The sequence below is a fragment of the Undibacterium sp. Di27W genome, assembly GCF_049340345.1.
Lineage (GTDB): Bacteria > Pseudomonadota > Gammaproteobacteria > Burkholderiales > Burkholderiaceae_D > Undibacterium.
Window position 1 is genome coordinate 242426 of sequence record NZ_JBMPOS010000004.1, and the last position, 26446, is coordinate 268871.

A 26446-nucleotide genomic window follows, 5' to 3' on the forward strand; every position below is an offset into this window, starting at 1 on the left:
GTCACTATTCCCCCTATTTGCATCACCTTTTACAGAAGCTCCACCATGACTGATAAAAACGACATCCTGTTTGCCCGCGCCCAAAAGACCACGCCTGGTGGGGTGAATTCTCCTGTGCGCGCCTTCCGCTCCGTTGGCGGCACACCGCGTTTCATCACGCGCGCAGCCGGTCCTTATTTTTGGGATGCGGAAGACAAACGCTATATCGATTACATAGGCTCATGGGGTCCCGCTATCGTTGGCCATGCCCATCCTGAAGTCATCAGCGCAGTGCAAGAAGCAGCCGCCCGCGGCCTGAGCTTTGGCGCACCGACTGAAGGTGAAGTCGAGATGGCAGAAGAAATCTGCAAACTTGTACCCAGCATAGAGCAAGTACGCCTGGTTTCCAGCGGCACTGAAGCCACCATGAGCGCCCTGCGCCTGGCACGCGGTGCCACCAAACGCGACAAGATCATCAAGTTTGAAGGTTGCTACCATGGCCATGCTGATTCTTTACTGGTCAAGGCTGGCAGTGGCTTGCTGACCTTTGGCAACCCGACTTCTGCCGGTGTGCCGGAAGACTTCAGCAAGCACACTCTGGTGCTTGACTATAATAACTGCGAACAACTGGAAGAAGTGTTCAAATCCATCGGTGAGCAAATCGCCTGTGTCATTGTTGAACCAGTGGCTGGCAATATGAATTTGATACGCGCTACGCAAGAATTCATCAATACCATGCGCAAGCTGTGTACTGCGCATGGCAGTGTTTTGATTTTTGATGAAGTGATGTGCGGTTTCCGTGTAGGTCTGCACGGTGCGCAGGCGCTGTATGGCGTGCAGGCTGACCTGACTTGCCTGGGCAAGGTCATCGGTGGTGGTTTGCCGGTCGCCGCCTTTGGTGGTCGCGCCGATTTGATGGGTCACATGGCACCTTTGGGCGGCGTCTACCAGGCTGGCACTTTGTCAGGCAACCCCGTCGCCGTGGCAGCGGGTATGACTACCCTGAAAATTATCCAGCAGGCAGGCTTCTATGAAAACCTGACAGCGCAAACCCGCAAGCTGGTGGATGGCCTGAGTGCCGCCGCCAAAGCTGCTGGCATCAGCTTCTGTGCCGATGCCGTCGGCGGCATGTTTGGTCTGTATTTTGCGAATGAAGTACCGGGTTCTTATGCCGCCATGATGGCCAGCGACAAGGAAAAATTCAACCGCTTCTTCCACCTCATGCTGGACCAGGGCGTCTATCTGGCACCATCTGCTTTTGAGGCTGGCTTCGTTTCTGCGCAACATGATGATGCCATTATTGCCGATACGATTGCTGCGGCTGAAAAGGCTTTCGCACAACTCTGATCTTCGAAAAAGCTGGGACGATAAGGGAGCTTGCTAATGCTGGCTCCCTTCTATTTCTATATCAGTAGCTTCATTTTTTTGATCTAAAATCCACCTGTCCCGGCCGCCCCGGCAAATTCAAATTCGCATGCGGCACAGGCGTCTGGCTGATGATTTTGCCGCGGCGCAGCACGTGGGTTCGGGTAGCGCGCAAGCGTATTGCTTCAACCGGGTCGCTGGCATCGAGTATTACCATATCCGCATTACAGCCAACTTCCAGACCATAACCTTCCAGTCCCAATATGCGGGCAGGTGCAGCGGTCACTGCCTGGAAGCACTGGCGCATTGCGTCCTGTCCTGTCATCTGCGCCACATGCAGGCCCATCTGCGCGACTTCCAGCATGTCACCTGAACCCAGGCTATACCATGGGTCCATCACACAGTCATGACCGAAGGCGACTTCTATGCCAGCAGCCAGCATCTCGGGCACGCGGGTCATGCCACGGCGCTTGGGATAGGTGTCATGGCGGCCTTGCAAGGTAATATTAATGAGGGGATTGGCGATGGCAGCGACGCCAGCTTCGCGTATCAATGGTAATAATTTACTGACATAGTAATTGTCCATGGAATGCATGGAAGTCAGGTGCGAACCTGCCACCCGCCCCTGCATGCCCAGTCTGTGGGTGTGATAAGCCAGGGTTTCTATATGGCGCGACAAGGGATCATCTGATTCATCGCAATGCATATCGACTCGCAAGCCTTTGTCGGCAGCGAACTCGCACAATAGGCGTACCGATTCTGCGCCATCGGCCATGGTGCGCTCAAAATGCGGTATGCCACCCACTACATCAACACCCATGGCGATGGAACGCTTGAGATTATCCATCGCGGTGGCGCTGCGCAAGATACCATCTTGCGGAAAGGCCACCAGCTGCAAATCCAGATAAGGAGCAACGCGGCGTTTTACTTCCAGCAAGGCTTCGACTGCCAGCAAACGGTCATCGCAGATATCCACATGCGAACGCACTGCCAGCAAACCCCGCCCTACTGCCCAATCGCAATAAGTCATGGCGCGCTCAACCAGTGCCTCTTGCGTCAACATGGGTTTCAATTCGCCCCATAAGGCTATACCTTCCAGCAAAGTGCCGGACTGATTTACGCGCGGCAAGCCATAGCTAAGCACCGCATCCATATGGAAGTGAGCATCGACAAATGGTGGCGTCACCAGGTTGCCGTTGGCATTGATTTCTTCTGCCGCGCTGACGGACAAGGCTACATCAACAGCGCTGATGCGACCATCCTGGATGGCGATATCGATACCCTTGCGACCATCTGGCAAACTGGCATTGCGTATGACAAGATCGTTCATCAGAAATCTCTCTCTATTATTAGTACATCGATTAGCAAATAGATTAGTACATAGTTATTACAGAAAATATGCGCCACAGGCTCCATCCTGCGTCATAATCTTGGCACAGAAAGGCAGGAATCTTATGGCAACAATGAAGCAAGTCGCAGAGAAAGCGCGCGTCTCCACTACCACGGTTTCTCACGTCATCAATAATACCCGTGTCGTCAGTGAAGATGCACGCGAACGTGTGCTGGCCGTGATACAGGAATTGCGCTATATCCCCAGCGCCGTGGCCCGCAGCCTCAAGAACGACCGTACCCACACTCTGGGTATGATGATACCGAATAATTCCAATCCCTATTTTGCAGAAATCATACAGGGGATAGAAGACGCTTCATTCAAGCTGGGCTATAACATTATCCTGTGCAATTCCTACGATGATCCGAAAAAGCAGGCTGCCTATATCCGCGTGTTGATGGAAAAACGTATTGATGGCCTGATCCTGGTGTCCTCGGGCTCGGATGAAGAATTGACACAATTATTGGCCGACGAAGGCATACCCAAGGTATTGGTGGATAGAGAAGTGTCAGGTGTAGTGGCAGACTTTATCGAAGCCGACCATGAACAGGGTGGTTATGAAGCAACCCGTTACCTGATAGGACTAGGTCACAAGCAGATTGCCTGCGTTGCCGGACCTGACATCCTGCTACCCAGTGGCGACCGTGTTACTGGCTACCGCCGTGCGCTGCAGGAAGCTGGTCTGGAGTTCAAAAGTGAATATTTGTTACATGCCGACTTTACCAGCCAGGGAGGCTTTAACGCCTTCCAGCAATTGCTGGCATTGCCACAACGGCCTACTGCCATTTTCGCCAGCAATGATTTGATGGCAATAGGCGGCATCAGGGCAGCCAATGAGGCTGGCATCAAGATACCGGAAGCCTTGTCCGTCATCGGCTACGATGACATTGCCTTGGCCTCGTTCAGCACCCCGCCCTTGACCACGATAGCCCAGCCCAAGCAAGCGATAGGCAATCTGACGGCCCAGATACTGGTCAACCGCATCGTCGACCCGGAAGCGCCTTTGAGGCGGGAAATGCTGAAGTCACAGCTGGTGATACGGCAATCAACTGCTCGCCCCGAATAAAGGCTTTAAGCGATAGAGTTAATCAAAACCTGCAACAAGATCAAAACGATCATGGGGGAAAAATCCAGCCCACCGATGGCAGGAATGATTTTTCTCACCGGCGACAGCAAAGGCTCGTTCAAAGCTCTGACAAAGGGCGCGAAAGGTGCACTGGGGTTCACCCAGCTGAACAGCACCTCAAGCAAGAGCAAGGCCATGAACTCATAGATAATCCATTGCGTCATCATGATCCCGGCCATGATAAAAGCCTGTTCGACCAAAAACACGGGTAACACCAGCCACACGATAAAACCGGCAGTCGCGAGAGCCACCAGCAAGGCAGCGATCAGTGTCGCCCAGTCATAACCGGCAAACCCGGGAATGACACGCCGGATAGGATGGACCAGCCAGTCAGTCAACTTGAATATGGCTTGCGCCAGTGATGCCGGAGGCCTGATCCTTTGTGCCTGCATCCAGAAACGCAGCAACAAAAAGCCCGCAAAGACACCCGTGACAGCCTTGATAATATAAATCAAATTATTGAGTAACACGACACACCCTTAAAAAAAACCCACTGCATGACGAATCAGACAGTGGGTATTGTGCCTGAATAAAACCAGGCCACCAAGCATATCAAAGATTATGCTGGGCGATTACCAGTTGGGAAAGGCCATGCTGCATTTGGACTTACAACTGTTTTTGCATCAGGTGTCGCTGGTTTTGCTGGAGCGGCCTTTTTTGCGGCTGGCTTAGCCGCGGCTTTTTTTGCGACTGCTGGCTTAGCTGCTGCTTTTGCTGCTGGCTTAGCCGCTGCTTTTGCTGCTGGCTTGGCCGCTGCTTTTGCTGCTGGCTTGGCTGCTGCTTTTGCCGCTGGCTTGGCTGCTGCTTTTGCCGCTGGCTTGGCTGCTGCTTTTGCCGCTGGCTTGGCTGCTGCTTTTGCTGCAGGTTTAGCTGCTGCTTTTTTAGCTGCTGGCTTAGCCGCTTTTGCCGCTGGCTTGGCCGCCTTAGCTGCTGGTTTAGCCGCTACTTTTTTCGCCGCTGGTTTAGCTGCCTTAGTTGCCTTAGCTGCTTTTGCTGCTGGTTTAGCCGCTTTTGCTGCTGGCTTCGCTGCTGCTTTTTTCGCTACTGGTTTAGCTGCTTTTGCTGCCTTGGCTGCTGGTTTAGCTGCGGCTTTTGCTGCTGGCTTAGCCGCTTTTGCTGCTGGCTTCGCTGCTGCTTTTTTCGCTACTGGTTTAGCTGCTTTTGCTGCCTTGGCTGCTGGTTTAGCTGCGGCTTTTGCTGCTGGCTTAGCTGCTTTTGCTGCCTTGGCTGCTGGTTTAGCTGCAGCTTTTGCTGCTGGCTTAGCTGCTTTTGCTGCCTTGGCTGCTGGTTTAGCTGCGGCTTTTGCTGCTGGCTTAGCTGCTTTTACTGCCTTGGCTGCTGGTTTAGCTGCAGCTTTTGCTGCTGGCTTGGCCGCTGCTTTTGCTGCTGGCTTAGCTGCTTTTGCTGCCTTGGCTGCTGGTTTAGCTGCAGCTTTTGCTGCTGGCTTGGCCGCTGCTTTTTTCGCTGCAGCTGGTTTTGCCACTTTAGCGGCGGCTTTTTTTGCAGCAGGTTTCTTCGCTGCTACTGGTTCGTCCGGGGACGGTTGTGGTGCTGTTGCCATTTTGTTTCTCCTTCGATTGGAATGGAAAAAATCAGATAAAAATTAAATCCGCTCGATCCATTCAAGCGGATTATTCATCGGCACAAACATGATCGCTGTTTGCGCTAATGAATTCTGCACCGGCCGAACTGCTCCATCCCCTCTATTGATGGGGCACTTCAGCCATCATGGTTTGCTTTAGAACCTGCTTATGATCTTACTGCGCGGACGTGATCGGGGCTCATGCGCTGCTCAAAATGCTCATGTACTAAAGTACATTCTGCTTTTTGCGCTGCGTTTTTATTACCCTGACCCCGCTGACGACCGCTTGCTACAGATCATAAACAGGTTCCACGCCGGCTCCTGGCCTGGCGGCAAACCCAAAAAACGCCTGCATTAATTGCAGACGCCGGTATTCTTTTGCAAAACACAAAGACCAATAGCCACAATACCCAGTGTAGCCAGGTATTGCGGCACTAACAGTTCAAAACAATGTTGTCTATGACTGTCCATTCAGTTTGGTGAGGCCTCTCGCGTTTTACATCTTGTGCAAATCATGAGCAATCCCGAGGGATACTGATAGCTTGCGGCGTTTCCTGATTTGATGATTTCTTGTGGCTGCCTTTTCTATCTGGGGTCTTGCAAACCCAAATTCAACATCACATTAAAAACTTCAATCAACCTGCTCGCACCACTTGATCAGAAATCCCTGATCTGGATTTTGGCGATCGCTGTATTCAGCGCTTATTCCCAGTTGAGGGCTCCGCCAGTTTGATACTCAATTACACGTGTCTCAAAAAAGTTGCGCTCTTTTTTCAGGTCTATCATTTCACTCATCCAAGGGAAAGGATTTTCTTCCTGAGGGAATAGCGCCTCGAGACCGATTTGTTGTGCGCGGCGATTTGCGATGAAGCGTAAATAACCTTTAAACATAGGCGCATTCAAACCGAGCACTCCACGCGGCATTGTATCCTCTGCGTAACGATATTCCAACTCCACAGCACGCAAAAACAACGATTTAATTTCATCGCGAAATGCTGGCGTCCACAAATGCGGGTTTTCCATCTTAATTGTATTGATCAAATCGATTCCGAAATTGCAGTGCATCGATTCATCACGCAAGATGTATTGGTATTGTTCAGCCGCGCCCATCATTTTATTTTGACGACCAAGCGCCAGAATTTGTGTGAAGCCGACATAGAAAAACAGACCTTCCATCAGGCAGGCAAAGACGATCAGTGACTTCAGCAAAGTCTGATCCGCCTCGGTCGTACCAGTCTTGAATGCAGGATCGGTCAACACGTCGATGAAAGGAATCAGGAACTGATCTTTGTCGCGGATGGAATCAACTTCATTGTAGGCATTGAAGATTTCAGCTTCGTCCAGGCCCAGCGATTCAACGATGTATTGATAGGCATGGGTGTGGATGGCTTCTTCAAATGCCTGGCGCAACAGATACTGACGGCATTCTGGTGCCGTGATATGGCGGTAAGTACCCAGCACGATATTGTTGGCGGCGAGGGAATCGGCGGTCACGAAGAAACCCAGATTGCGTTTCACCAGGCGGCGCTCATCTTCAGTCAGGCCATTCGGGTTTTTCCAGAGTTCAATATCACGCTGCATATTGATCTCTTGCGGCATCCAGTGATTGGCGCAACCTGCCAGGTATTTATCCCAGGCCCATTTATATTTGAAAGGCACCAGTTGATTGACGTCTGTGGTGCCGTTGATGATGCGTTTGTCAGCAGCGTTCACGCGACGTGCCACGACTTCTGTAGCGACCGTCACTGGTTTGCTGACCAGTGCGGGATTGAGGGCGACTTCTTGCGTCTGCAAGCGAGGCTGCAAATCCTGGCCAGTGACCTGACGTGGTGCCGGAGCTGCCGGCTTGACTTCATCATCCCAAGATAACATTATTTATTTCCTTACTTTTTTGTAACAGCTTATTCTTCAGAGGGAAGAAGCAGAGCTTCTCCCCTCAGTCTTTTGACGCTTATTGGCAAGCTTCGCATTCTTCGAAACCAGCATCACCAGGACGCAACATGCAGGCCGGACCGTCGGTCTCTTGCGCTGCTGCCGTCATGCCTGTTGCTGCGGTAGCGTAGCCACCGCTATTACCGTCGACTGCCACCGCATTCAATGCACCGGTTTTGCTGGTGGATTTTTCAGTATGCGTAGCGCCTATGGTGCGCAGGTAGTAAGTGGTTTTCAAACCACGCAACCATGCCAGCTTGTAAGTTTCATCCAGTTTTTTACCGGAGGCACCTGCCATATAGATGTTCAGAGACTGCGCCTGATCTATCCATTTTTGACGACGCGCAGCCGCCTCCACCAGCCAGGATGGGCTGACTTCAAATGCGGTTGCATACAGGGCACGCAGATCTTCCGGGATGCGATCTATACGTGCCAGGCTGCCGTCAAAGTACTTCAGGTCGGCGATCATGACTTCATCCCACAGGCCGCGGTCTTTCAAGTCACGTACCAGATGTTCATTGATCTCGGTAAATTCACCAGACAGATTCGATTTCACATACAGGTTTTGGTAAGTCGGCTCGATACAGGCAGACACACCAATAATGTTAGAAATTGTTGCAGTTGGTGCAATCGCCACGCAATTGGAATTGCGCATACCGAATTTCTTGATGCGATCACGCACCGGATACCAATCCATGGTTTCCGAAAAATCAGCTTCCAGATAACCACCGCGTTCTTCTGCCAGCAACTTCAAAGAGTCTTGCGGCAGGATGCCACGATCCCACAAGGAACCTGTATATGAACTGTAACGACCGCGCTCTTCTGCCAATTCTGTCGATGACAGGTAAGCGTAGTAGCAAACCGCTTCCATGGAAGTATCCGCGAACTGCACTGCTTCCATCGATGCGTAAGGGATGCGCATCATGTGCAGGCAATCCTGGAAACCCATGATACCCAGACCAACAGGACGATGACGCAGATTGGAGTCACGTGCCTTCTTCACTGCATAGTAGTTGATGTCGATGACGTTATCCAGCATACGCATCGCTGTTCGCACAGTTTTTTGTAATTTAATGTGATCGAGCTTGCCGTCCTTCATGTGGGCAGGCATGTTGACCGAGCCCAGATTACATACCGCGATCTCGCTGTCGTTGGTGTTCAGGGTGATTTCTGTACACAAGTTGGAGCTATGGACCACGCCCACATGCTGTTGTGGTGAACGGATATTGCAAGGATCTTTGAAGGTGATCCAGGGATGGCCAGTTTCAAACAGCATGGACAGCATCTTGCGCCACAAGTCCAGCGCCGGGATTTTTTTCGATAAAGTCAGCTCGCCGCTGGCAGCCCTGGCTTCATAGGCAACATAGGCTTGCTCGAAAGCTTTGCCGTATTTGTCATGCAGGTCAGGCACGTCGGAAGGAGAGAACAAAGTCCAGTCGCCTTTTTCCATGACGCGCCTCATGAACAGATCAGGAATCCAGTTCGAGGTATTCATGTCATGAGTACGGCGGCGGTCATCGCCAGTGTTCTTGCGCAGGTCGAGGAATTCCTCAATATCCATATGCCAGGTTTCCAGGTAGGCGCACACCGCGCCCTTGCGTTTGCCACCTTGGTTGACGGCCACTGCCGTGTCATTGACGACTTTGAGGAAAGGCACAACCCCCTGGGATTTGCCATTGGTGCCTTTGATATGTGCGCCGAGTGAACGCACTGGCGTCCAGTCATTACCCAGACCACCGGCATACTTTGCCAGCAAGGCGTTTTCCTTGATGGCTTCATAGATACCATCCAGATCATCGGCAACCGTGGTCAGGTAGCAAGAGGACAGTTGTGAACGCTGGGTGCCGGAATTGAACAGGGTCGGTGTCGAGCTCATGAAGTCAAAGCTGGACAGCAAATTGTAAAATTCTATTGCGCGGGTTTCACGATCAATTTCATTTAAAGACAGACCCATCGCTACACGCATATAGAAAGCCTGTGGCATTTCTACACGGGTGCCACGGATATGCAGGAAGTAGCGGTCATACAAAGTTTGCAGGCCGATATAACCAAATTGCAGATCGCGGTCAGCAACCAGTGCATTCGCCAGTTTTTTCAAATCAAACTGACCCAGCTTGGCATCGAGCAAGTCGGCTTCTATGCCCTTCTTGATGAATTTAGGGAAGTATTCCAGATATTCTGCAGCTGCATCCTGTTGCGCTACTTCTTTGCCAAACACTTCTTTACGGACTGTATGCAAGAGCAAACGTGCTGTCACCTGGCTGTAAGCCGGTTCCTTTTCCATCAGCGCGCGGGCAGCCAGGATAGCGGATTTATATAATTCTTCTACCGGTACACCGTCGTACAGATTCTTCAGGGTCTCGGCCAGAATCGCATCAGGATCAGCCAGCTTATCCAGCCCCAGGCAGGCAGCAGCAATCATCCTGCGCACTTCTGCCACATCCAGTGGACGAGGCTGGCCATCGACGATGACATGCAATTGCGGTGCGGCGGCTTCAACATGGCCAGGCGCATCATGAATGCGGCGGCGTTCTTCCATGCGCTTGGCACGGTACAAGACATAAGAACGGGCGACATCATGTTCGCCTGAGCGCATCAGCGCCAGCTCGACCTGGTCTTGCACATCTTCTATATGGAAAGTGCCACCGGCAGGCTGGCGGCGCAACAGGGCGGCAACCACGCTGGCTGTCAGTTGCTCAACCAGCTCACGGACCCTGGCGGATTCTGCACCATGTCCACCGTTGACCGCCAGAAAAGCCTTGGTCATGGCAATGGCGATCTTGGAAGGCTCAAAGCCGACCACGGAACCATTGCGGCGAATAATACGATATTCGCTATAGCTGTTCAGGCTGGTGGCAGCAGGTGTGGCTGCCACATTCAAAACTGATCCCAGTTCTGGCTTGGACAAAGTGGATATTTCATTAGAAGAGTGCATTGATCCTCCGGATGCAGTGTTATTTTTTGCCAGCCAGATTCATGAATACAGGACCTGGCAGGTCATGGGGTTAAACGGGAAACGCGCAATACTGTTGATAGCCGGACGAGACAAAAATTTGTCATATCCGATTTATTTTGTTCACATCATTCGCCAGACAATTACAAAACAAGAAGGGAAATTGAAGCAAGGCAAGAAAACAAACAAATCTGAAAAACCACTACATATAGTGCGCTAATTTTTATTTGCCCTAATTCTAGTGCCGCATCTGGTCATGTGCAACCGCTTTTTATTTAAATAATTGAATTATTTTTTTCGAAAAAAGCTTGATTAGGTGTTGACTTTCGCAAAGCCCAGAACAGCACTAGCGCAAACGCGAGTGAACACTAACGTGCAAGCACAGGCAAAGAGCCAAGGCTTGACAGCCGTCAAGTATGGCGTCAGTCATGAGGAGTCACAGAGTGGACTGCAGAGTTCTGCTGTCTGATGTACATCAGACAGCAGCCATGCCCGACCCAGGCTTAGCGCAGGGCAATTCAGGCAAATGATTTATTCCTGAATTTTCAATTTTTGTATCTGATAGCGCAATTGCCGGAAGCTCACACCCAGCAATTCCGCCGCCTGGGTACGATTGTTGCGGGTTTGATGCAAGGCACGCTTGATCATTTCACGTTCCACATTTTCCAGATAGTCGGGTAATGAGCAGGGCAAACCAGGCGCAGCAAACAAATCAACTTCGACATCCGCTGGCTGGTCTGGCACTGACACTGGCTGGGCTGAGTGGCTGACGACTTCCGTCGGGATGGGTTGCGCCAGGGGTGTGTCAAGTAATTTCCTGGTACCACGCAAAGCCAGGTCGGTCACTTCTATGCAACCATCGTTGGCAAATGCGATGGCACGTTCCAGGATATTTTCGAGCTCCCTGACATTGCCGGGGAAGTCATAACTGATCAAGGCATCAATCGCCTCTACCGACATATCAATATCATTGCCCGTGAGTTTTCTCAGAATATTGCGGGATAATACGATGATATCTTCCAGGCGCTCGCGCAAAGGCGGCAAGTGCAATTCAATCACGTTCAGGCGATAATACAAATCCTGGCGAAAGCGACCTTCCTCCACACAGATGGCCAGGTTTTGATGGGTGGCACTAATAATACGCACATCCACCGCTTCTTCCACCGTGGCACCGACCTTGCGCACCCGCCTTTCCTGTATGGCACGCAGGAGCTTGACTTGCATGGGTAAAGGCAAATCGGCAACTTCATCGAGCATCAGTGTGCCACCGCTGGCCGCCTGAAAAAAACCCTCTCTGTCATCGGCTGCGCCGGTAAATGCCCCTTTGCGGTAGCCAAAGAATTCAGCCTCCATCAAGGTTTCAGGAATCGCGCCACAGTTGACGGCGATAAAAGGCTTGCCGGATCTGGCGCTACTGGTATGGATTTCCCTGGCCGCCAACTCCTTGCCACTGCCGGATTCGCCAGTAATGATGACTGGTGCCATGCTGCGCGCCAGCCGGTTGATCTGTTCCCTGACTTCCTGCATGCCTTGCGACTGGCCTATCATGAAGGATTTGGCAGGAATAGCCACTTGTTCAGGTGCAGACTCTTGTTCTTTCTGAACTTCATTGGTTTGCAAGGCGGACCTGACCAGCTTGCGCAACTGATCGAGTGCGACTGGCTTGGAGACATAGTCAAAGGCACCGGCCTTTAAGGCCACCACGGCATTGTCAGCACTGCCAAAAGCCGTGATCACCGCGATAGGGGTATTCTTAAAGTGGGCGTTAACTTCCTGCACCAGTTCCATGCCGGAACCGTCGGGCAAACGCATGTCCGTCAATACCAGAGCATAGCTTTGCTTGGCAAGATGAGCACGCGCCAGCGCCAGGGTTTCGGCACTATCGACATCCAGGCCCATCTTGATGAGGGTAATCTCCAGCAACTCACGCAGATGTGCTTCATCATCCACTACCAGGATACGGGGACAGGCAGCAACTTCATTCATACTCATGCACTATATCCAGAGAAATTAATTACAAAACGCCCACTGGGCTCTACCTTGCCTGCTTCTGTTTCTTCAACCCGATATTCATAATCGAGCAAGGCATGGTTATTCAAACATAGTTCCCTTGCCATATACAAGCCCAGTCCTGTTCCCATGCGCGATGTTGTATAAAAAGGCTCAAATAAATGAGAACGCACATCATAGGGTATGGCGGGACCATCATCTTGTATATGCAACTCCTGGCGACCAGTAGGGTTCACCAGAGCAAATATCTTGATACTGGCAGGCTGGCCACTGGCATAGCGTATGGCATTCGACAAGAGATTCAGCACAACTTCGCGCAAATGACTGGGGTCAAAGTCCACCATGAAGTTGCGCTCTATTACAACCAGGATCAAATCCGTGGCCAACGCCCGGGTTTCGACGAAATCCCTGACCATTTCGACCAGCAAATCCATGACATGGTAGGGTTGCACGTCCGACTGCGCCTTGCGTGAAAGCTTCAGGATATCTTCTATCAGCTGATTCAGGCGTGCAACATTGTCGTCAACAATTTTAAGCAGGCGGGTTGCCTGCTTCTTGTCCGGCTCCAGGTTACCCAGGTCTTCATTCAACAATGAAGCCGCATAGGAAATCGATGACAGGGGATTGCGCACTTCATGCGCGATACTGGCAGTCAAACGTCCCATGGAAGCCAGTTTCAGTTGCTGAGCCTGGTTTTCTATATCCGATACATCCTGCATGAAAACGATAGTATAAGCCCCCGCCTTCTCCTTGATGCCTCCCACATTAACGCCCTTGATGGCAACGAAGCGCAGCTTCAGATGTGTGACAAAATGCGGACGCTCACGCTCGAAACGTTCTCTGGTCGCTGTATCGGCAGCTAATTCTTCCAGTTCGGGTCGCACTTCATCCAGATAGCAACGTATGGAGACAAAAGAAATTTCTTCTTCCTTGCGCCTGTCAGGCAAGCTGGGGCGACCCTGCATAGAACTCAAAGCTTCAACGATGGGGCGCAAGGCCGTAATGTCAGCCAGTTCAACGCCTATCATTTCCTTGGTCAGATGCCCTCCCAGCATGCGTACAGCAGCCGGATTGATTTCAAACATGCAGGCATTCTGATCCAGGACCAGGATGCCATCACCCATGTCCGAGATGACCAGTTGATTAATCGCCTGCTGTATCATCAAGGCATTGCCGCGCTGCGCCGCCAGTTGCTCCTGACTGATCAGATTATGTGCCAGGCGATTCACCACTGACACCACGGCAAAATAGGCGGCACCGAACAAACCTGCTTGCGATAATGGTGCGCCACCATCCGATTGCAGATAGTGATAGACACTTTCGCCCAATAAGAACAAGACAACGAGGGAGGAAAAAAACAAAGACCAGATCAGCGGACTCAGTATTGCCGCCCCCGCCAATGGAAACAAAAACAAAATACCCAAACCGCTCTTGTAACCACCGCTGGCCAGATAGATGACAGAAATGATAATGATATCCAGCAGTATCTGCGTCGTCAGTTGCCACATGAAACGGCGCGGATAAAACTGCTTGAGCAGCACAAACCCTATGGCGATCGATACATAGATCAAGCCTATGTCACGGCCAAACAGATACTCGGTAGCCCAGACATCTTTGTCGGTACGCAAGCTGAGCAATATCAGCAAACTGGCCGCAACCACGATGCGTGAAGCATTCAGGGTTTGCAAAGAACGCCAGAAAGAGTGCGAGGGTTCGTTGACTACAGTGTGAAGATCAGACATCAGTATCCTGTTTGGCGCATGGCATCACGCAAGCTCGGCATGTTCTTTACTGCAATACACCTGTTCACCACGCCGCACGGCCTCGGATGCCGGCAAATAAATCTGGCAATGTGCACAACACACCATGGATTCTGCTGTCCCTTGTTGTGGCCCCTGCGGCCCCTGTGGTGCATCAGGCTCAGCATGCCCCGATGATGCTGCTGGAGGCTGGATTTTTTTCTTCAAGGCCAGGATGACCAGCAAGGCCAGGCCCAGCCAGAACAATAGCCTCATGTCAGGCTCCTGTGTAATAAGACTTCCAGGACAAAGCGACTACCTACATAGGCCAGCAACAAGGTGATAAAACCGGAGAGCGTGAAGCTCAAGACCGTTTTACCACGCCAGCCGCGCCAGTAACGCCCTGTCAGCAAGATGGCAAACAAGAGCCAGGATAAGAGTGACAATAAAGTCTTGTGATCCCATTTGAAGGCAACACCCAGTACCTGCTCAGAAAATATCACCCCCGACAAGACTGTCAGGGTTAGCAAGACAAAGCCCAAGAGCACGAAGCGGAACAGGATTTTCTCCATGGTCAACAATGCGGGCAACCTGTCTATCAGGGTATTGAGCCACAATGTTTTTTGCGCAGCACGCAATTGATGTAAATGTTTATCCTGCACTGTCATGACAACGGCATGGAAGGCCGCAATGGTCAGCGTGCTATAGGCCAGCATGGCGATCACCACATGCCAGGGAAACATTGCCGTTTTACCTGCCAGCGCAACCAGGCTGCCGGGAAAGAAACTGGGCAGCACTGCCATCACGGCGGCGTTTGGCATGAGTAATAAGCGCAGGCCATCAAGAGCCGCATTGCGATTTTCCAGCCAGCAGACAAAAACAGAAACCCATAAGGCTGCCGACAACATGACAGCAAACCCTACCCTGATCGCATATTCAGGAAAAACCGTCAGCCACAAAGCCGCACCATGGGTCAGCCAGGCCAGGGCGCTGACGACATTCACCAGGGTCAGCCTGCGTGCTGGCAAGACGATGCTGGATATATATAAGGCAGCGGCAAGAAAGGATAGATAGATTTGCATGGGCCAAGTTTACACCATGTCGCATGAAATTTGGATTATGCCCATACAGCCGCGTTTACATCACCATCCTATCCTGTCACTTGATTGATTAAAGACAAAGATTTTTGATATTTCTTGATTTTGTCATACAGGGTCTTTTTGGGTATGCCGAGCAACTCGGCAGCGGCAGCGACATTATTGACACTCTTTTCCAGGGCCGCCTGTATCAGGCTGGCTTCATACACATCCAGCTTTTCAGGCAAGCTGCTGGCGCTGAGCTGTTCCGCCTCAGCATGTGGCAGATGGGGGGAAGCAGCAAACTCAGCCACGCCCAGTACCAGCTGGTCGGCAAAGTTACGCAGTTCGCGTACATTACCCTGCCAGTCAGCCTGCATCCACTGCTGCATTCGGGCAGCCGACCAGAGCGGCACTTCTTTTTGATAGCGCAGAGCCGCTCTTTGCACAAAGTATGACAACAGCAGGGGAATATCTTCGCGCCTTTCATTCAGCTTGGGCAAATGAATAGTGATGACACTAAGACGATAATACAGGTCTTCACGGAATTGCCCTTGCGCACTGAGTTTCAATAAATCTGTCTTGGTGGCGGCAATGATGCGGCAATCCAGGGCAATCAATTGATTGCCACCCAGTCTTTCCAGGCTGCGCTCTTGCAAAACCCTGAGCAATTTGATTTGCAGGTTCAGCGGCATACTTTCAATTTCATCAAGAAACACAGTGCCGCCTTGCGCGTATTCGAGTTTGCCTATGCGACGTTTCTGGGCACTGGTGAAGGCACCAGCCTCGTGGCCAAAAATCTCGCTCTCAAACACAGACTCAGGCAAGGCCCCGCAATTGATGGCAACAAACTCTCCTTTGCGTCCACTGGCCAGATGCAATTGCCGCGCCACCACTTCTTTGCCAGAACCAGTCGCGCCGTTAATCAGGACATCGACCTGGGTAGGGCCTATGCCTTGTATAAATTTTCTGACTTTCTCTATCTGTGGGCCTTGCCCTATCAGGTCCGGCGTTGCCGCATGATTCAACCAGGACAATTTGAGCTTGCGGTTTTCCATGACCAGGCGACGCTTTTCCTGCGCCCGCAAACAGGCATCAAGCAGACGCTCGGCAGCGAAAGGTTTTTCCAGAAAATCATAGGCGCCATTGCGCATGGCTTCCACCGCCATGCTGACATCGCCATGACCGGTGATGATAATGACCGGCAGCTCTGCATCCAGGGCGCGTACTTTTTCCAGTACTTCCAGGCCAGACTTGCCGGGCAAGCGCACGTCGGTGACAATAATGCCTGCATAATCAGCCTTGATATGCGCTTCCGCCGTTTCGGCCCCCGCACAAGCCAGCACCTCGAAACCACCCAGCTCCAGCGTCTGGGTCGTTGCCAGGCGTACTGCCTGTTCATCCTCTATTAATAATGCCAGCATGTCCGTCATGGTCTTTCCTTACTTCCTTACTATATAGTAGTAGCCAGTAGCGGCGAACTTGCCTGTTCGGCAGCCATAGGAATAGTGACTGTAAATTCTGCCCCACCTTGCGCACGGTTACTGGCAGTCAAACTGCCATTCATGGCTTGCACGATGGAAGAAGAAATCGCCAATCCCAGGCCCAGGCCATGACCAATTTCCTTGGTGGTAAAAAAGGGTTCAAACAAATGCCTGACCACGTGCTCTGGTATGCCGGTGCCGCTATCTGTAATGCTGATCCTGGCCATGCCTTGCGCATGACTGAGCCTGACATCGACTTCCTTGCTGGGGCTATTCTCGATGGCATCGAGGGCATTGCGTATCAGGTTGATCAAGACTTGCTCTATCCTGACAGTGTCACCCAATACTTTGGCCGCTTCATCAATATGGACTTGCAAACGCGCACCACGCCTGTCGGTTTCACTGCGCAACAAACTGACGGCAGACTGAATTGCCATTTGCACATCGACCTCGGCGATCGCATTCGGGCTTTTCCTGGCGAAGCCTTTGAGCTGGGCAATGATACTACCCATACGTGCGCTGGCATGGCTGATGTGTTCAAGATTAGCCATAGCCTGCTCAGCCTTGCCACGATTCATGAAGGTAATGGCATTCTCGGCAAAGGCGCGTATGGCAGTCAGCGGCTGGTTCAATTCATGGGTGATGCCCGTCGCCATTTGCCCCAGCATGGCCAGCTTGCCCGCCTGCACCATTTCATTCTGGGTTGATCTGAGCAAGGTCTCGGTCTCTTGCAAGGTCAGATACCTGGCTTCCAGTTCTGTGTTCGCCAGTGTCAGTTGCCGCGTGCGTTCTGCAATATGCAATTCCAGTTCATCGGCTGCCTGCTTCAAGGCCAGCTGTGCCTGTCGCCCTTCTTCCAGCCTGCGGCGACGCTGGTCCAGGACAGCGGCAAAAGCCAGCGCAATCCCCAGCATCAAAGCCAGCACCAGGGCCGCTTGTAAACCGGCACGCACCACCTTACTCTGGTCAGGAAATAGCATCAATTGCCATTGCAGGCGACCTATGGGTCTCTGCAAATACTCTTCATAACCCTGCTTTTCTTTCTCAGGCAATTGCGCAATCGCAGTGATGTTTTTGCCGCCATATTGTAAAGTCGCAGTCAGGTTTTGCTGCACGGCTGTGGACAGTGTCTGCAGGCTATGATATTTCCAGGCAGGCCGGTTACTCAAGAAGACCACGCCATGCTTGTCGCTCAGTGCGATGGGTTCTTCACTGCTGCGCCAGGCTTGCTCAAACTCATCCAGGCTGATCTTGACCGCGATCACGCCTATGGGTGCCAGCGTGCCACGCTTGCTGCCTGGTGGGTAGACCGGTTGGGAAATAAAATAACCCGGGATGCTGGTGGTATTGCCTATCGCATAAAAATGACCAGGCCTGGCTTGCTTCAAGGCCTCAGAAAAATAGGGGCGAAAGGCGAAATTCTGGCCCAGATAACTTTGTGCGGTATTCCAGTTGCTGGCAGCAATGGTATTACCCTGCATGTCCATGAGATAAATAGCGGCAACCTTGGCTTGTTCAGCCAATTCTTGCAAGCTCAGGTTGAGGGCCTGGGTTTGACTGCCGTCCTGCCTGTGAGCCAGCACTTCAGCAGTCAGCGGCAAATAAGAAATGGCGAAAGGCAGGGTTTCATAACGCTCAAGTACAGACTCTATATCGAGAGCGATGATTTGCAACTGACGCTCACCTGCCTGGCGGTTATTATCTCTGGCAATCGCAGCGGCGGCAAAATAGGCTGCTATCACCAACACGATGCTCACTACCGCGATGCCCACCAAAAACAGGCGCCGCTTATGCCGCTTATGGGGATAGTCAGTCTGCGGCAAGCTCACAGGCGTTTATTTATAAATACCGCAGTTGATAATAATATCTTCATACTTTTCAAAATACATGGATTTTTGTTCTATCTGTTTAGAGACAGGATTAACGAATTTATAATCCTGCCAGCCTTTGCCCTTGGCTTTGGCGAGTTCTAAACGTTCACGCACAAACAACTTGCCGTCGGCATCTTTCAAATCCAGTAAATCCTTGCCCTGCATCTTGGCATTGGCCCCGTGGGCCAGGTTTTTGCCGTTCATATCATTGACAGTGATATACAGGTCGCGGTCACGGAAAGACCCTTGCAAAGTATTGATATCAGCAAAAGTCTTTTCCCTACCGGCAGATTTGATGCTGGCAATGACCTTTTGCACCATGGCAACGGCCTCGTTTGCCGTGCCATGGGCAGTTTGCGCCTGACTTGACGCGCCCAACAAGAAAACCAATCCCGCTACTACAATTCGTGCGAATCTCAGCATGATGTCTCTCCTTATGTTTTTTATGGGCGCATCCAGACAACGACAAGCCTGCTTCACTTAATCCACTGCAGCCATCTTCAATTCATCATTGTGATGTCTTTGCTGCTCTTCCATGACCAATTGTCCCAGCTCACGCTTCAAGGCATTAAAGCCAGGATCAGAAGGATCACGCGAGCGTGGCAATTCAACGATCAAATCTTTTTTCACCGTACCTGGCCGGTAAGTCATGACGATGATACGGTCGGCCAGATAGATTGCCTCTTCTATACTATGTGTCACGAAGATAATGGTTTTTTTCAGCTCTGCCCAAATGCGCAGCAATTCATCCTGCAAGTTGCGACGCGTCAAAGCATCCAGAGCACCAAAGGGTTCATCCATTAACATGATAGGCGAATCCAGCGCCAATACACGGGCAATTGCAACCCGCTGACGCATACCACCAGATAAATCCTTGGGAAAGCGTGCCTTGAAATCACTCAAACCCAGCATGCCCAGCAAGCTGGCAACCCTTTGTTGTATCTCTGCCCTGGCCATGCCCTTGATTTCCAGGCCAAAAGCAATATTCTGCTCGACTGTCATCCAGGGGAACAATGCGTACTCCTGGAACACCATGCCGCGGTCTGGACCGGGTGCTTTGACCTGCTGAGCATTGGCGATAATATTGCCGGAGGTGGGTAAAGAAAAACCGGCAACAGCATTTAGCAAGGTCGACTTGCCGCAGCCGGATGGGCCGAGCAGGCAGACAAACTGGCCTTCAGGTATTTCCAGATTGATGTCACGCAAGGCCACGACTTCTTTGTCGGCGGTCTTGAAGATTTTATTCACGCCTTGAATTTTGATATGACTATTGTTCATTTCAGTTCTCCAATCCACGGTGCCAGCGCAGCAAATAATTATTTAGTTTATTCATCGCCAGATCTATCGCCAAACCCAGCAAACCTATACTCATCATGCCGGCAATAATTTTGTCAGACCAAAAATACTCACGTGCTTCCAGGATACGGAAGCCCAGGCCATTATTGACAGCGATCATTTCCGAAACGATAACCACAATGAAAGCCGTACCTATACCAATGCGCACACCAGACAAAATATAAGGCACAGCCGCTGGCAACATGACGCGCACAAACATGGTGGTCTGGCTGGCACCGAGGTTGCGGGCGGCCCGGATATAAATACCATCAACATGTCGTACACCGGCGATGGTATTCATCAGTACCGGGAAAAATGCACCGATGGCAATCAGGAAAATGGCTGGTGGATTACCCAGGCCAAACCAGAGTATCGACAAAGGAATATAGGCAATCGGTGGTATAGGACGCAAAACCTGTATTAAGGGATTCATCCATGCATACATTCTTTGACTCGAACCCATGGCCAGACCTAGCGGCAAAGCCAGACCCGCACCGACCACAAAGCCGACCAGCACGCGGTACATACTACCCATGGTGTCGCGGATTAACTCGCCAGAAAAAGCCCAGGCCAACCAGCTGGTAGTGGCTGCATCCCTGGCTTCATAAGGGGATGCATACTCTATCCATTTCTTTACCACGGCCAAAGGGGTAGGCAAGACCTGGGCATTGACCCAACCCATGGTGGTCACCGCATGCCAGATCGCAATCAGAATAACGGGCACGATCAGCCCCGCGCCCATTTCACGCCATTTGAATTTCATGATTTTTCCTTCAAGAATTGAAGAGCCCGGGTGAGCAAATTGCGTTAAAAAAGCAGGCTCACCCTTTGCTCAAGCTAAAGACTTATTTGATGCTTATTTTATGTTGAGGCTTTTCTTAGCTTGTTCCAGCAGATCGGTTTTTACCCAATCCTTGGCGACTGGCGGTTTGGCCATTTTGCCCACGCCATATTTTTGCATCAGGTCAGTGGTGATTTGTATATGCTCTGGCGTGACGTCATAAGAATAAGGTGAATTTTCTATGGCATTGACGAAATCTTCGTGGCTGACCTGGCCTTTGAACATGTTTTCGCGTACATATTTCTCAGCCAGTTCTTTATTGTCGATGAAGGTCTTGGTCGCTTCGACAAAGCAGCGCATGAATTTTTCAGCAACCGGGCGACGTTCTTTGTAGAACTTCTCGGTCATGACCATGGTACGAACCGGTTCACCTATCGGTGTGTCGTAAGGTTTGATGATTTCATTGCCAAAGCCCTTGTTGATGGCCTGGGAAGAATAAGGTTCTGATTGCATGATGGCATCGATATTTTTGCCCAGCAGCGCCTGGTTCAAGTCCGGGAAACCGAGGTAAATGATTTGTACATCCTTGCCTGGCTGGTCAGAATAGGTCAGGCCATTTTGCGCCAGTTCGGCTGCCAGCAAAATATCCTGGATACCACCGCGGGTAACACCTACTTTTTTGCCTTTCAAATCCTTGACTGTCTTCATACCCAGGTCTGCACGCCCGACCAGACGGGCACCGCCCTTGGCAAAACCGGCTACCAGATAGATGGGTGTACCGCTGGCACGGGCAGAAATTACTGCCTCTGAAGACACTGCACCGACATCAAGCTCACCAGCGATGACGGCTTGCATGGCATCCAGACCTTTGGCAAATACCCGCTCTTCTACCTTGATGCCACACTTGGGAGCAATTTCCTTGATATAGGATACCGCGCCGTAATGGGCGAATTTCAGATTTCCCAAACGAACGACTTCTTGAGCCTGAGTCGCGCTGGCAAACAATCCTGAGCTGATCATAGTGGCAAGCAAAATCTTTTTGAACATCTTTGTCTCCTGGGTTTTGATTTGATTTTTCCCTACGCGTACTGATTAGCAGATATTGTGCCAGCATCAGGATTTTAGTAAACAACTGATTTCATTCAAGTTTTTATCTGAAACGAGACAAGCGTATTGCGAAAAACCGGATTTTGATTGTCAGGCATTCCGTTTTTTCGCACAGCCTGCTGGCCCCAGATACACTTAACGTAAAAATTTACCGTCACGGCCTATCATCGTCAAATCGACAAATTCGCTACCGCTATGATCGCGCTCGCTATAAGTCACTGTGACGCCACCCAGATCAACCTTATGCATGGATTCCAGCGCGCGTATCAAGCCATCCCGCGTCAAGCCTTTGCCTGCTCGTTTCAAGCCTTCGACCAGAAGTTTGGCAGAAACAAAGCCTTCCATCGCAGCATAAGATGTAGGCACGCCATTTTCCTTGGCCATGGTTTTGAATTCCTGTCCCAGCGTGCTTGATACCAGGTGCGGTGCAGGCATGATTTGCGAGACCATAATGCCCGTCGCGACCGGCCCCAGAGAATCGATAAAGGATTGCGAAGAATTATTCGACAGTGTCATGATTTGTATAGTACTGCCTTTGGCACGCAAACCGCGAATAATGTCCACGACCGTGGTGGCCGAGCCTATGATGATCAAGGCCTTGGCCGGGGATTTGATGAGTTCATCAACAGTCTTGGGGATGTCCGGTTTTGCCCTGTCATATTTGCTGATCAGGGATGGCTTCAATTTGAAGTGCCCCATCGCTGTGTTGAAACCATCCAGGCCATCGCCGCCAAAAGTATCATCGACGTGGACCAGGGCAATATCTTTCAAGCCTATCGTGGAAAATTGCTCGACTGCTTTTTTGACTTCATCCTGGTACTTGGCCCTGACATTAAATATATAACGATTGACCGGACTATGAAATACCGCAGCACCTGTGCTAGGTGCAACCAGTGGCACTTTGTTTGCCAGCAGTATGGGCAAGATGGCCTGGGTATGTGGCGTGCCACGACATTGGAACAAGGCAAAGACATGCTCTTTCTTGATCAATGCTTCGGCATTGCTGGCGGCTGTGGCAGGATCAAATTTATCATCAAGGATGCGCAGTTCTATCTTGCGGCCATTGATGCCACCATTTTTATTGATCTGATTGAAATAAGCTGCGGCTCCGGCATTCATTTCCTTGACGGGGCCAGCGATCTGTCCGGTCAGGCCTACGGTTTGTCCTATTAATATACTATTGTCAGTGACACCTTCTTCTGCCTGGCTATGGCCAGACAAAGTAAGCAGGGTGCACAGGCTGAGTATGCGTGGCAAGCGCCAGGCACGTTGAAGTCGACTCATGATTGTCTCCAGATTATTGAGCGTCTATTTTGAGAATCCGTGACAAAATAAGGCCGACATGGCGCATGACCGCGTCATCTTAACTTTGTAACAAGCTCTGGGATAGCACTCTTATTAGCAGACTTCATACCAAGCATGAATGAAGGCTGATACACTGGTTTTAGCTGATTTTTTAAGCAAAATATATCCGTAATATCCCTCGCATGTCTGAAAATCCGCACGGATATTAAAAATAATTCTGGTTTTCCAGAAATATGGACGTATCTATGGTGCTCAATCTGCGAAATGCCTGAGCCTCCATGCGGCTTCAGGTAAAATGCCTGCTTTCGTTGCTACTGAGTTGTTACTGAGCTGCTACTGCTGCTTGTTACAGTCAGCCGTGAGCACCGCCCTATTGATTTTTTCTTAAGATTTCCTAAGCAAACATGCTCGATAACCTTACCCAGCGCCTAGCCAAAGTCGTCAAGACCATGCGCGGCGAAGCCCGCCTGACGGAATCCAATACTGCAGAAATGTTGCGCGAAGTGCGCATGGCCTTGCTGGAGGCTGACGTTGCCCTGCCCGCAGTGCGTGAACTGATCGCCCGCGTCAAAGAAAAAGCCATGGGGGAAGAAGTCATTTCTTCCCTGACACCAGGCCAGGCTCTGGTGGGCGTGGTACAAAAAGAACTGGCCGCCCTGATGGGTGCCGACCTTGGTGAAGATGCTTCACAACTGAGTTTTAACTGCCAGCCGCCAGCGATTATTTTGATGGCAGGTTTGCAGGGTGCAGGTAAAACCACGACGGTAGGTAAGCTGGCAAAATATCTGAAAGAGCAAAAAAAGAAAAAGGTTTTAACCGTTTCTACCGACGTCTATCGTCCGGCCGCGATCGGCCAGTTGCAGACAGTGACGCAACAGGTAGGCGCTGATTTCTTTCTCTCTTCACCGACCGAAAAGCCGGTGGATATTGCCCTGGCAGCGCTGGATTACGCCAAAAAACATTATCACGATGTGCTGATCGTCGATACTGCCGGTCGCCTGGGTATAGATGAAGCGATGATGCAAGAGATTGCAGCTGTCCACGCTGCCATCAAGCCTATAGAAACCTTGTTCGTGGTCGATGCCATGCTGGGTCAGGATGCGGTCAACACCGCCAAGGCCTTTAATGATGCCCTGCCTTTGACTGGCGTGGTGCTGACCAAGCTCGATGGTGATGCGCGTGGTGGTGCCGCCCTGTCAGTACGACATGTGACTGGCAAACCGATCAAGTTTGTCGGTGTGGCAGAGAAACTTGATGGCCTGGAATCTTTCGATGCAACCCGCATGGCCAATCGTATTCTGGGCATGGGTGATATCCTGGCCCTGGTTGAGTCGGCACAAAAAGGCATGGATGTCGCCGCGGCACAGGATCTGGCGCACAAGATCAAGGATGGCGGCAAATTCGACATGAATGACTTCAAGATGCAAATTTCGCAGATGAAGAACATGGGTGGTCTGTCCAGCCTGATGGACAAGTTGCCAGCACAAATGCAGCAAGCAGCTAGCGGCGCCAACATGGACCAGGCTGAAAAGCAAGTCCGCCGGATGGAAGGCATGATCAATTCCATGACGCCACTGGAAAGAACCAAGCCGGAATTGATCAAGGCTTCGCGCAAACGTCGCATCGCCGCTGGTGCTGGCGTACAAATACAAGAAGTCAATCGCATGCTGGCCCAGTTCGAGCAGATGCAATCGATGATGAAGAAATTGCGCGGCGGCGGCATGATGAAGATGCTGCGCAGCATGAAGGGAATGATGCCAGGCAAGCGCTGAGTTTCGCTCAATCCGGCTGATTTTCAGCCATCATTGCCTGCGCGTTTCTCCCTATGAAAAAATGCCGGATAGCAGCCAAAATGGCGCTAATCCGGTATTTTTTTAGGCTTAAATCCAACGACAGGCAAATTCCTGCACTTTTTCACTAAAATCTCGCAAAAAACACTTGCATCCCTGTAAAAACCGCACCACTATTAGCGATGCGTGAAGTGACGCAATGCAGGAGCTTTTCAAAACGATCAAAGCTCCGTCCACGAAATTTGTGAAGGAGGCTATTTATGGCTACAGCACCAAAGAAACCAGCAGCAAAACCAGCAGCTAAACCAGCGGCCAAACCGGCAGCGAAAGCAGCAGCTCCAAAAGCAGCAGCCGCTAAACCGGCAGCAAAAGCAGCAGCTCCTAAAAAAGCCGCAGCAGCTAAACCAGCAGCAGCACGCAAGCCAAATGCAGCATTCATGAAACCTATGACTATCTCTCCAGTTCTGGCAGCGGTCATCGGTACAGCAGCTATTCCACGTACTGAAGTCACTAAAAAAGTATGGGAATACATCAAGAAACACAAACTGCAAGATGAAGAAAACAAACGCAACATCAACGCGGATGACAAGTTGAAAGCCGTCTTCGGTGGCAAGAAACAAGTGTCCATGTTTGAAATGACTAAACTCATTTCCGGCCATCTGTCCTGATTTTTAGGAATAGATTTCCGTAGTTGCTTTGGGAAACTTAAAGGGAAGCAGTTAGTCCCATCCCAAACAAAAATGCCCGCATCGCGCGGGCATTTTTGTTTTTGCTTAACGAATAATCGCTAGGAATAAACGCTACGAATAAGCGTTACGAATAAACGCTATCAATATGAGCACTACAAATTATCGCAAGTAACCGGCACTGTTGCCAGCTCATTGCCGATGATCTCCCCTGGCTTGCGATGCAAGATGCAGTAGGTGCCATAAGGTGTGATGACTTTCGATACCGGACGCCCATCCCCCAGGATATGCACTTCATGCTTATAGCTTTCCCGCATGACCGTTGAGGATGACATGACCGCCGCCCCAAACTTGCTCATGGGAGCAGTGGGCGCTTTGATACTGACGCGGTCACGGTATTCAAAGTCCTTGCCTAGGCTCTTGTATGCGGCTCCCACGTCACGATTAATCGGCTTGCCAGCCTGCCGTGACACATCTTCGCTGGGCTCTGCCGCTGTAACTACCGGGACAGGATGCCTTTCAACAACAGGTGCTGTATCGGGCTTGCCGATAGTTGCTGGCGATAATGGAGGGACAGGGGATTTGGCGGGCCTGGCCAGTATGATAGTGGTTGGCGGTGCTGGCGTTGGTGGTGCAGGTTTTATCTGGTCAGGTGGGTTCAGGAAAATCAAACTACCGGCCAACAGTTTATTGTCTTCGTTCATGGCCTTGATCTGCGGCCATAACATATACAGGCAGGCATGGAATAAGCAGACGGCAAACAATATCTGCCATTTTGCCCGCTGCATGTCATTGTGATTGTGAGTATAAAGTGCCAGCATTGATATCCCTGCTACATCTGAACTATTCACCCGGGAACGATAGTATTGCCCAAGCCGGGCATCTCTTCCCAGCATTATATGTTGAAACAAAAAGCATATTTTTTATAGCGATTG

At 51.0% G+C, this 26446-nt stretch carries 23 protein-coding genes; 7 read left to right on the forward strand and 16 right to left on the reverse strand.

The window, feature by feature from the left end; all coding sequences use genetic code 11:
* The first annotated feature begins 45 nt into the window (after window positions 1-45).
* A complete protein-coding gene (gene hemL, locus ACO0LF_RS10720) occupies window positions 46-1326 on the forward strand; it encodes a glutamate-1-semialdehyde 2,1-aminomutase (RefSeq protein WP_423014083.1) in 1281 nt (426 codons plus the stop codon).
* Window positions 1327-1396: 70 nt separating this feature from the next.
* Here hemL and ACO0LF_RS10725 read toward each other — a convergent pair whose 3' ends face one another.
* Window positions 1397-2674, reverse strand: a complete 1278-nt coding sequence (locus ACO0LF_RS10725; protein WP_423014084.1) for an amidohydrolase family protein — start codon at window positions 2672-2674, stop codon at window positions 1397-1399.
* Window positions 2675-2798: 124 nt separating this feature from the next.
* Here ACO0LF_RS10725 and ACO0LF_RS10730 point away from each other — a divergent pair, with 124 nt between their 5' ends.
* The gene (locus tag ACO0LF_RS10730; protein ID WP_423014085.1) at window positions 2799-3800 is read left to right on the forward strand and encodes a LacI family DNA-binding transcriptional regulator; all 1002 of its coding nucleotides are present in this window, start codon (window positions 2799-2801) and stop codon (window positions 3798-3800) included.
* Window positions 3801-3805: 5 nt separating this feature from the next.
* Here ACO0LF_RS10730 and ACO0LF_RS10735 read toward each other — a convergent pair whose 3' ends face one another.
* Entirely contained in the window at window positions 3806-4330 is a 525-nt protein-coding gene (locus ACO0LF_RS10735; RefSeq protein ID WP_423001937.1) for a YggT family protein, read from the reverse strand.
* A 265-nt stretch (window positions 4331-4595) separates the two neighbouring features.
* Between ACO0LF_RS10735 and ACO0LF_RS10740 the strand changes: the two genes are divergently transcribed.
* Both ACO0LF_RS10740 and ACO0LF_RS10745 read left to right on the forward strand, forming a co-directional pair.
* The gene (locus ACO0LF_RS10740; RefSeq protein ID WP_423014086.1) at window positions 4596-4730 is read left to right on the forward strand and encodes a hypothetical protein; all 135 of its coding nucleotides are present in this window, start codon (window positions 4596-4598) and stop codon (window positions 4728-4730) included.
* 44 nt (window positions 4731-4774) lie between these two features.
* The gene (locus tag ACO0LF_RS10745; RefSeq protein ID WP_423014087.1) at window positions 4775-5467 is read left to right on the forward strand and encodes a hypothetical protein; all 693 of its coding nucleotides are present in this window, start codon (window positions 4775-4777) and stop codon (window positions 5465-5467) included.
* A gap of 677 nt (window positions 5468-6144) precedes the next feature.
* Here the strand turns inward: ACO0LF_RS10745 and ACO0LF_RS10750 are convergent.
* Entirely contained in the window at window positions 6145-7314 is a 1170-nt protein-coding gene (locus ACO0LF_RS10750; RefSeq protein ID WP_423014088.1) for a ribonucleotide-diphosphate reductase subunit beta, read from the reverse strand.
* 79 nt (window positions 7315-7393) lie between these two features.
* Window positions 7394-10309 carry a ribonucleoside-diphosphate reductase subunit alpha gene (locus tag ACO0LF_RS10755; RefSeq protein ID WP_423014089.1) on the reverse strand — a complete coding sequence of 972 codons (2916 nt, stop codon included), beginning with the start codon at window positions 10307-10309 and terminating at the stop codon, window positions 7394-7396.
* Between ACO0LF_RS10755 and ACO0LF_RS10760 the strand changes: the two genes are divergently transcribed.
* Entirely contained in the window at window positions 10284-10547 is a 264-nt protein-coding gene (locus ACO0LF_RS10760; RefSeq protein WP_423014090.1) for a hypothetical protein, read from the forward strand. The two genes, ACO0LF_RS10755 and ACO0LF_RS10760, sit on opposite strands and share 26 nt — an antisense overlap.
* 311 nt (window positions 10548-10858) lie before the next feature.
* Here ACO0LF_RS10760 and ACO0LF_RS10765 read toward each other — a convergent pair whose 3' ends face one another.
* From ACO0LF_RS10765 to ACO0LF_RS10815, 11 genes are all read right to left on the reverse strand, one after another.
* The gene (locus ACO0LF_RS10765; protein ID WP_423014091.1) at window positions 10859-12319 is read right to left on the reverse strand and encodes a sigma-54-dependent transcriptional regulator; all 1461 of its coding nucleotides are present in this window, start codon (window positions 12317-12319) and stop codon (window positions 10859-10861) included.
* Complete coding sequence (locus ACO0LF_RS10770; protein WP_423014092.1) at window positions 12316-14079, reverse strand: sensor histidine kinase; 1764 nt, start codon at window positions 14077-14079, stop codon at window positions 12316-12318. The genes ACO0LF_RS10765 and ACO0LF_RS10770 overlap by 4 nt, the downstream gene beginning before the upstream one ends.
* 24 nt (window positions 14080-14103) lie before the next feature.
* Window positions 14104-14352 (reverse strand): PP0621 family protein, encoded by a 249-nt coding sequence (locus tag ACO0LF_RS10775; protein WP_423014093.1) that lies wholly within the window; start codon window positions 14350-14352, stop codon window positions 14104-14106.
* Window positions 14349-15158: a cytochrome C assembly family protein gene (locus tag ACO0LF_RS10780; RefSeq protein WP_423014094.1), complete on the reverse strand. Its 810-nt coding sequence runs from the start codon at window positions 15156-15158 to the stop codon at window positions 14349-14351. The genes ACO0LF_RS10775 and ACO0LF_RS10780 overlap by 4 nt, the downstream gene beginning before the upstream one ends.
* Window positions 15159-15226: 68 nt before the next feature.
* The gene (locus tag ACO0LF_RS10785) at window positions 15227-16585 is read right to left on the reverse strand and encodes a sigma-54-dependent transcriptional regulator (protein ID WP_423014095.1); all 1359 of its coding nucleotides are present in this window, start codon (window positions 16583-16585) and stop codon (window positions 15227-15229) included.
* A 20-nt stretch (window positions 16586-16605) separates the two neighbouring features.
* Complete coding sequence (locus ACO0LF_RS10790) at window positions 16606-18393, reverse strand: sensor histidine kinase (RefSeq protein ID WP_423014096.1); 1788 nt, start codon at window positions 18391-18393, stop codon at window positions 16606-16608.
* A gap of 78 nt (window positions 18394-18471) precedes the next feature.
* On the reverse strand, window positions 18472-18930 hold the full coding sequence (locus ACO0LF_RS10795; RefSeq protein WP_423014097.1) for a cache domain-containing protein: 459 nt from the start codon (window positions 18928-18930) through the stop codon (window positions 18472-18474).
* 57 nt (window positions 18931-18987) lie between these two features.
* Window positions 18988-19785: an ABC transporter ATP-binding protein gene (locus ACO0LF_RS10800; protein ID WP_423014098.1), complete on the reverse strand. Its 798-nt coding sequence runs from the start codon at window positions 19783-19785 to the stop codon at window positions 18988-18990.
* A gap of 1 nt (window position 19786) precedes the next feature.
* Complete coding sequence (locus tag ACO0LF_RS10805) at window positions 19787-20605, reverse strand: ABC transporter permease (protein WP_423014099.1); 819 nt, start codon at window positions 20603-20605, stop codon at window positions 19787-19789.
* A 93-nt stretch (window positions 20606-20698) separates the two neighbouring features.
* Window positions 20699-21670 carry an ABC transporter substrate-binding protein gene (locus tag ACO0LF_RS10810; RefSeq protein ID WP_423014100.1) on the reverse strand — a complete coding sequence of 324 codons (972 nt, stop codon included), beginning with the start codon at window positions 21668-21670 and terminating at the stop codon, window positions 20699-20701.
* Window positions 21671-21865: 195 nt separating this feature from the next.
* Entirely contained in the window at window positions 21866-23014 is a 1149-nt protein-coding gene (locus tag ACO0LF_RS10815) for an ABC transporter substrate-binding protein (RefSeq protein ID WP_423014101.1), read from the reverse strand.
* 425 nt (window positions 23015-23439) lie between these two features.
* Here ACO0LF_RS10815 and ffh point away from each other — a divergent pair, with 425 nt between their 5' ends.
* Both ffh and ACO0LF_RS10825 read left to right on the forward strand, forming a co-directional pair.
* Window positions 23440-24807 carry a signal recognition particle protein gene (ffh, locus tag ACO0LF_RS10820; RefSeq protein WP_423001923.1) on the forward strand — a complete coding sequence of 456 codons (1368 nt, stop codon included), beginning with the start codon at window positions 23440-23442 and terminating at the stop codon, window positions 24805-24807.
* Window positions 24808-25085: 278 nt separating this feature from the next.
* On the forward strand, window positions 25086-25493 hold the full coding sequence (locus tag ACO0LF_RS10825; protein WP_423001922.1) for an SWIB/MDM2 domain-containing protein: 408 nt from the start codon (window positions 25086-25088) through the stop codon (window positions 25491-25493).
* 173 nt (window positions 25494-25666) lie between these two features.
* Here the strand turns inward: ACO0LF_RS10825 and ACO0LF_RS10830 are convergent, their stop codons facing one another.
* Window positions 25667-26332: a hypothetical protein gene (locus tag ACO0LF_RS10830; protein ID WP_423014102.1), complete on the reverse strand. Its 666-nt coding sequence runs from the start codon at window positions 26330-26332 to the stop codon at window positions 25667-25669.
* Window positions 26333-26446: the final 114 nt, after the last annotated feature.

What these genes read in the sequence shown, in the direction of transcription:
- ACO0LF_RS10810 (WP_423014100.1), bottom strand. Translation starts at nt 21,670, where the DNA reads ATGTTCAAAAAGATTTTGCTTGCCACTATGATCAGCTCAGGATTGTTT.
- ACO0LF_RS10775 (WP_423014093.1), bottom strand. Translation starts at nt 14,352, where the DNA reads ATGAGGCTATTGTTCTGGCTGGGCCTGGCCTTGCTGGTCATCCTGGCC.
- ACO0LF_RS10800 (WP_423014098.1), bottom strand. Translation starts at nt 19,785, where the DNA reads ATGAACAATAGTCATATCAAAATTCAAGGCGTGAATAAAATCTTCAAG.
- ACO0LF_RS10770 (WP_423014092.1), bottom strand. Translation starts at nt 14,079, where the DNA reads ATGTCTGATCTTCACACTGTAGTCAACGAACCCTCGCACTCTTTCTGG.
- ACO0LF_RS10730 (WP_423014085.1), top strand. Translation starts at nt 2,799, where the DNA reads ATGGCAACAATGAAGCAAGTCGCAGAGAAAGCGCGCGTCTCCACTACC.
- ACO0LF_RS10785 (WP_423014095.1), bottom strand. Translation starts at nt 16,585, where the DNA reads ATGACGGACATGCTGGCATTATTAATAGAGGATGAACAGGCAGTACGC.
- ACO0LF_RS10765 (WP_423014091.1), bottom strand. Translation starts at nt 12,319, where the DNA reads ATGAGTATGAATGAAGTTGCTGCCTGTCCCCGTATCCTGGTAGTGGAT.
- ACO0LF_RS10725 (WP_423014084.1), bottom strand. Translation starts at nt 2,674, where the DNA reads ATGAACGATCTTGTCATACGCAATGCCAGTTTGCCAGATGGTCGCAAG.
- ACO0LF_RS10815 (WP_423014101.1), bottom strand. Translation starts at nt 23,014, where the DNA reads ATGAGTCGACTTCAACGTGCCTGGCGCTTGCCACGCATACTCAGCCTG.
- ffh (WP_423001923.1), top strand. Translation starts at nt 23,440, where the DNA reads ATGCTCGATAACCTTACCCAGCGCCTAGCCAAAGTCGTCAAGACCATG.
- ACO0LF_RS10805 (WP_423014099.1), bottom strand. Translation starts at nt 20,605, where the DNA reads ATGAAATTCAAATGGCGTGAAATGGGCGCGGGGCTGATCGTGCCCGTT.
- ACO0LF_RS10830 (WP_423014102.1), bottom strand. Translation starts at nt 26,332, where the DNA reads ATGCTGGCACTTTATACTCACAATCACAATGACATGCAGCGGGCAAAA.
- ACO0LF_RS10750 (WP_423014088.1), bottom strand. Translation starts at nt 7,314, where the DNA reads ATGTTATCTTGGGATGATGAAGTCAAGCCGGCAGCTCCGGCACCACGT.
- ACO0LF_RS10825 (WP_423001922.1), top strand. Translation starts at nt 25,086, where the DNA reads ATGGCTACAGCACCAAAGAAACCAGCAGCAAAACCAGCAGCTAAACCA.
- ACO0LF_RS10795 (WP_423014097.1), bottom strand. Translation starts at nt 18,930, where the DNA reads ATGCTGAGATTCGCACGAATTGTAGTAGCGGGATTGGTTTTCTTGTTG.
- ACO0LF_RS10780 (WP_423014094.1), bottom strand. Translation starts at nt 15,158, where the DNA reads ATGCAAATCTATCTATCCTTTCTTGCCGCTGCCTTATATATATCCAGC.
- ACO0LF_RS10755 (WP_423014089.1), bottom strand. Translation starts at nt 10,309, where the DNA reads ATGCACTCTTCTAATGAAATATCCACTTTGTCCAAGCCAGAACTGGGA.
- hemL (WP_423014083.1), top strand. Translation starts at nt 46, where the DNA reads ATGACTGATAAAAACGACATCCTGTTTGCCCGCGCCCAAAAGACCACG.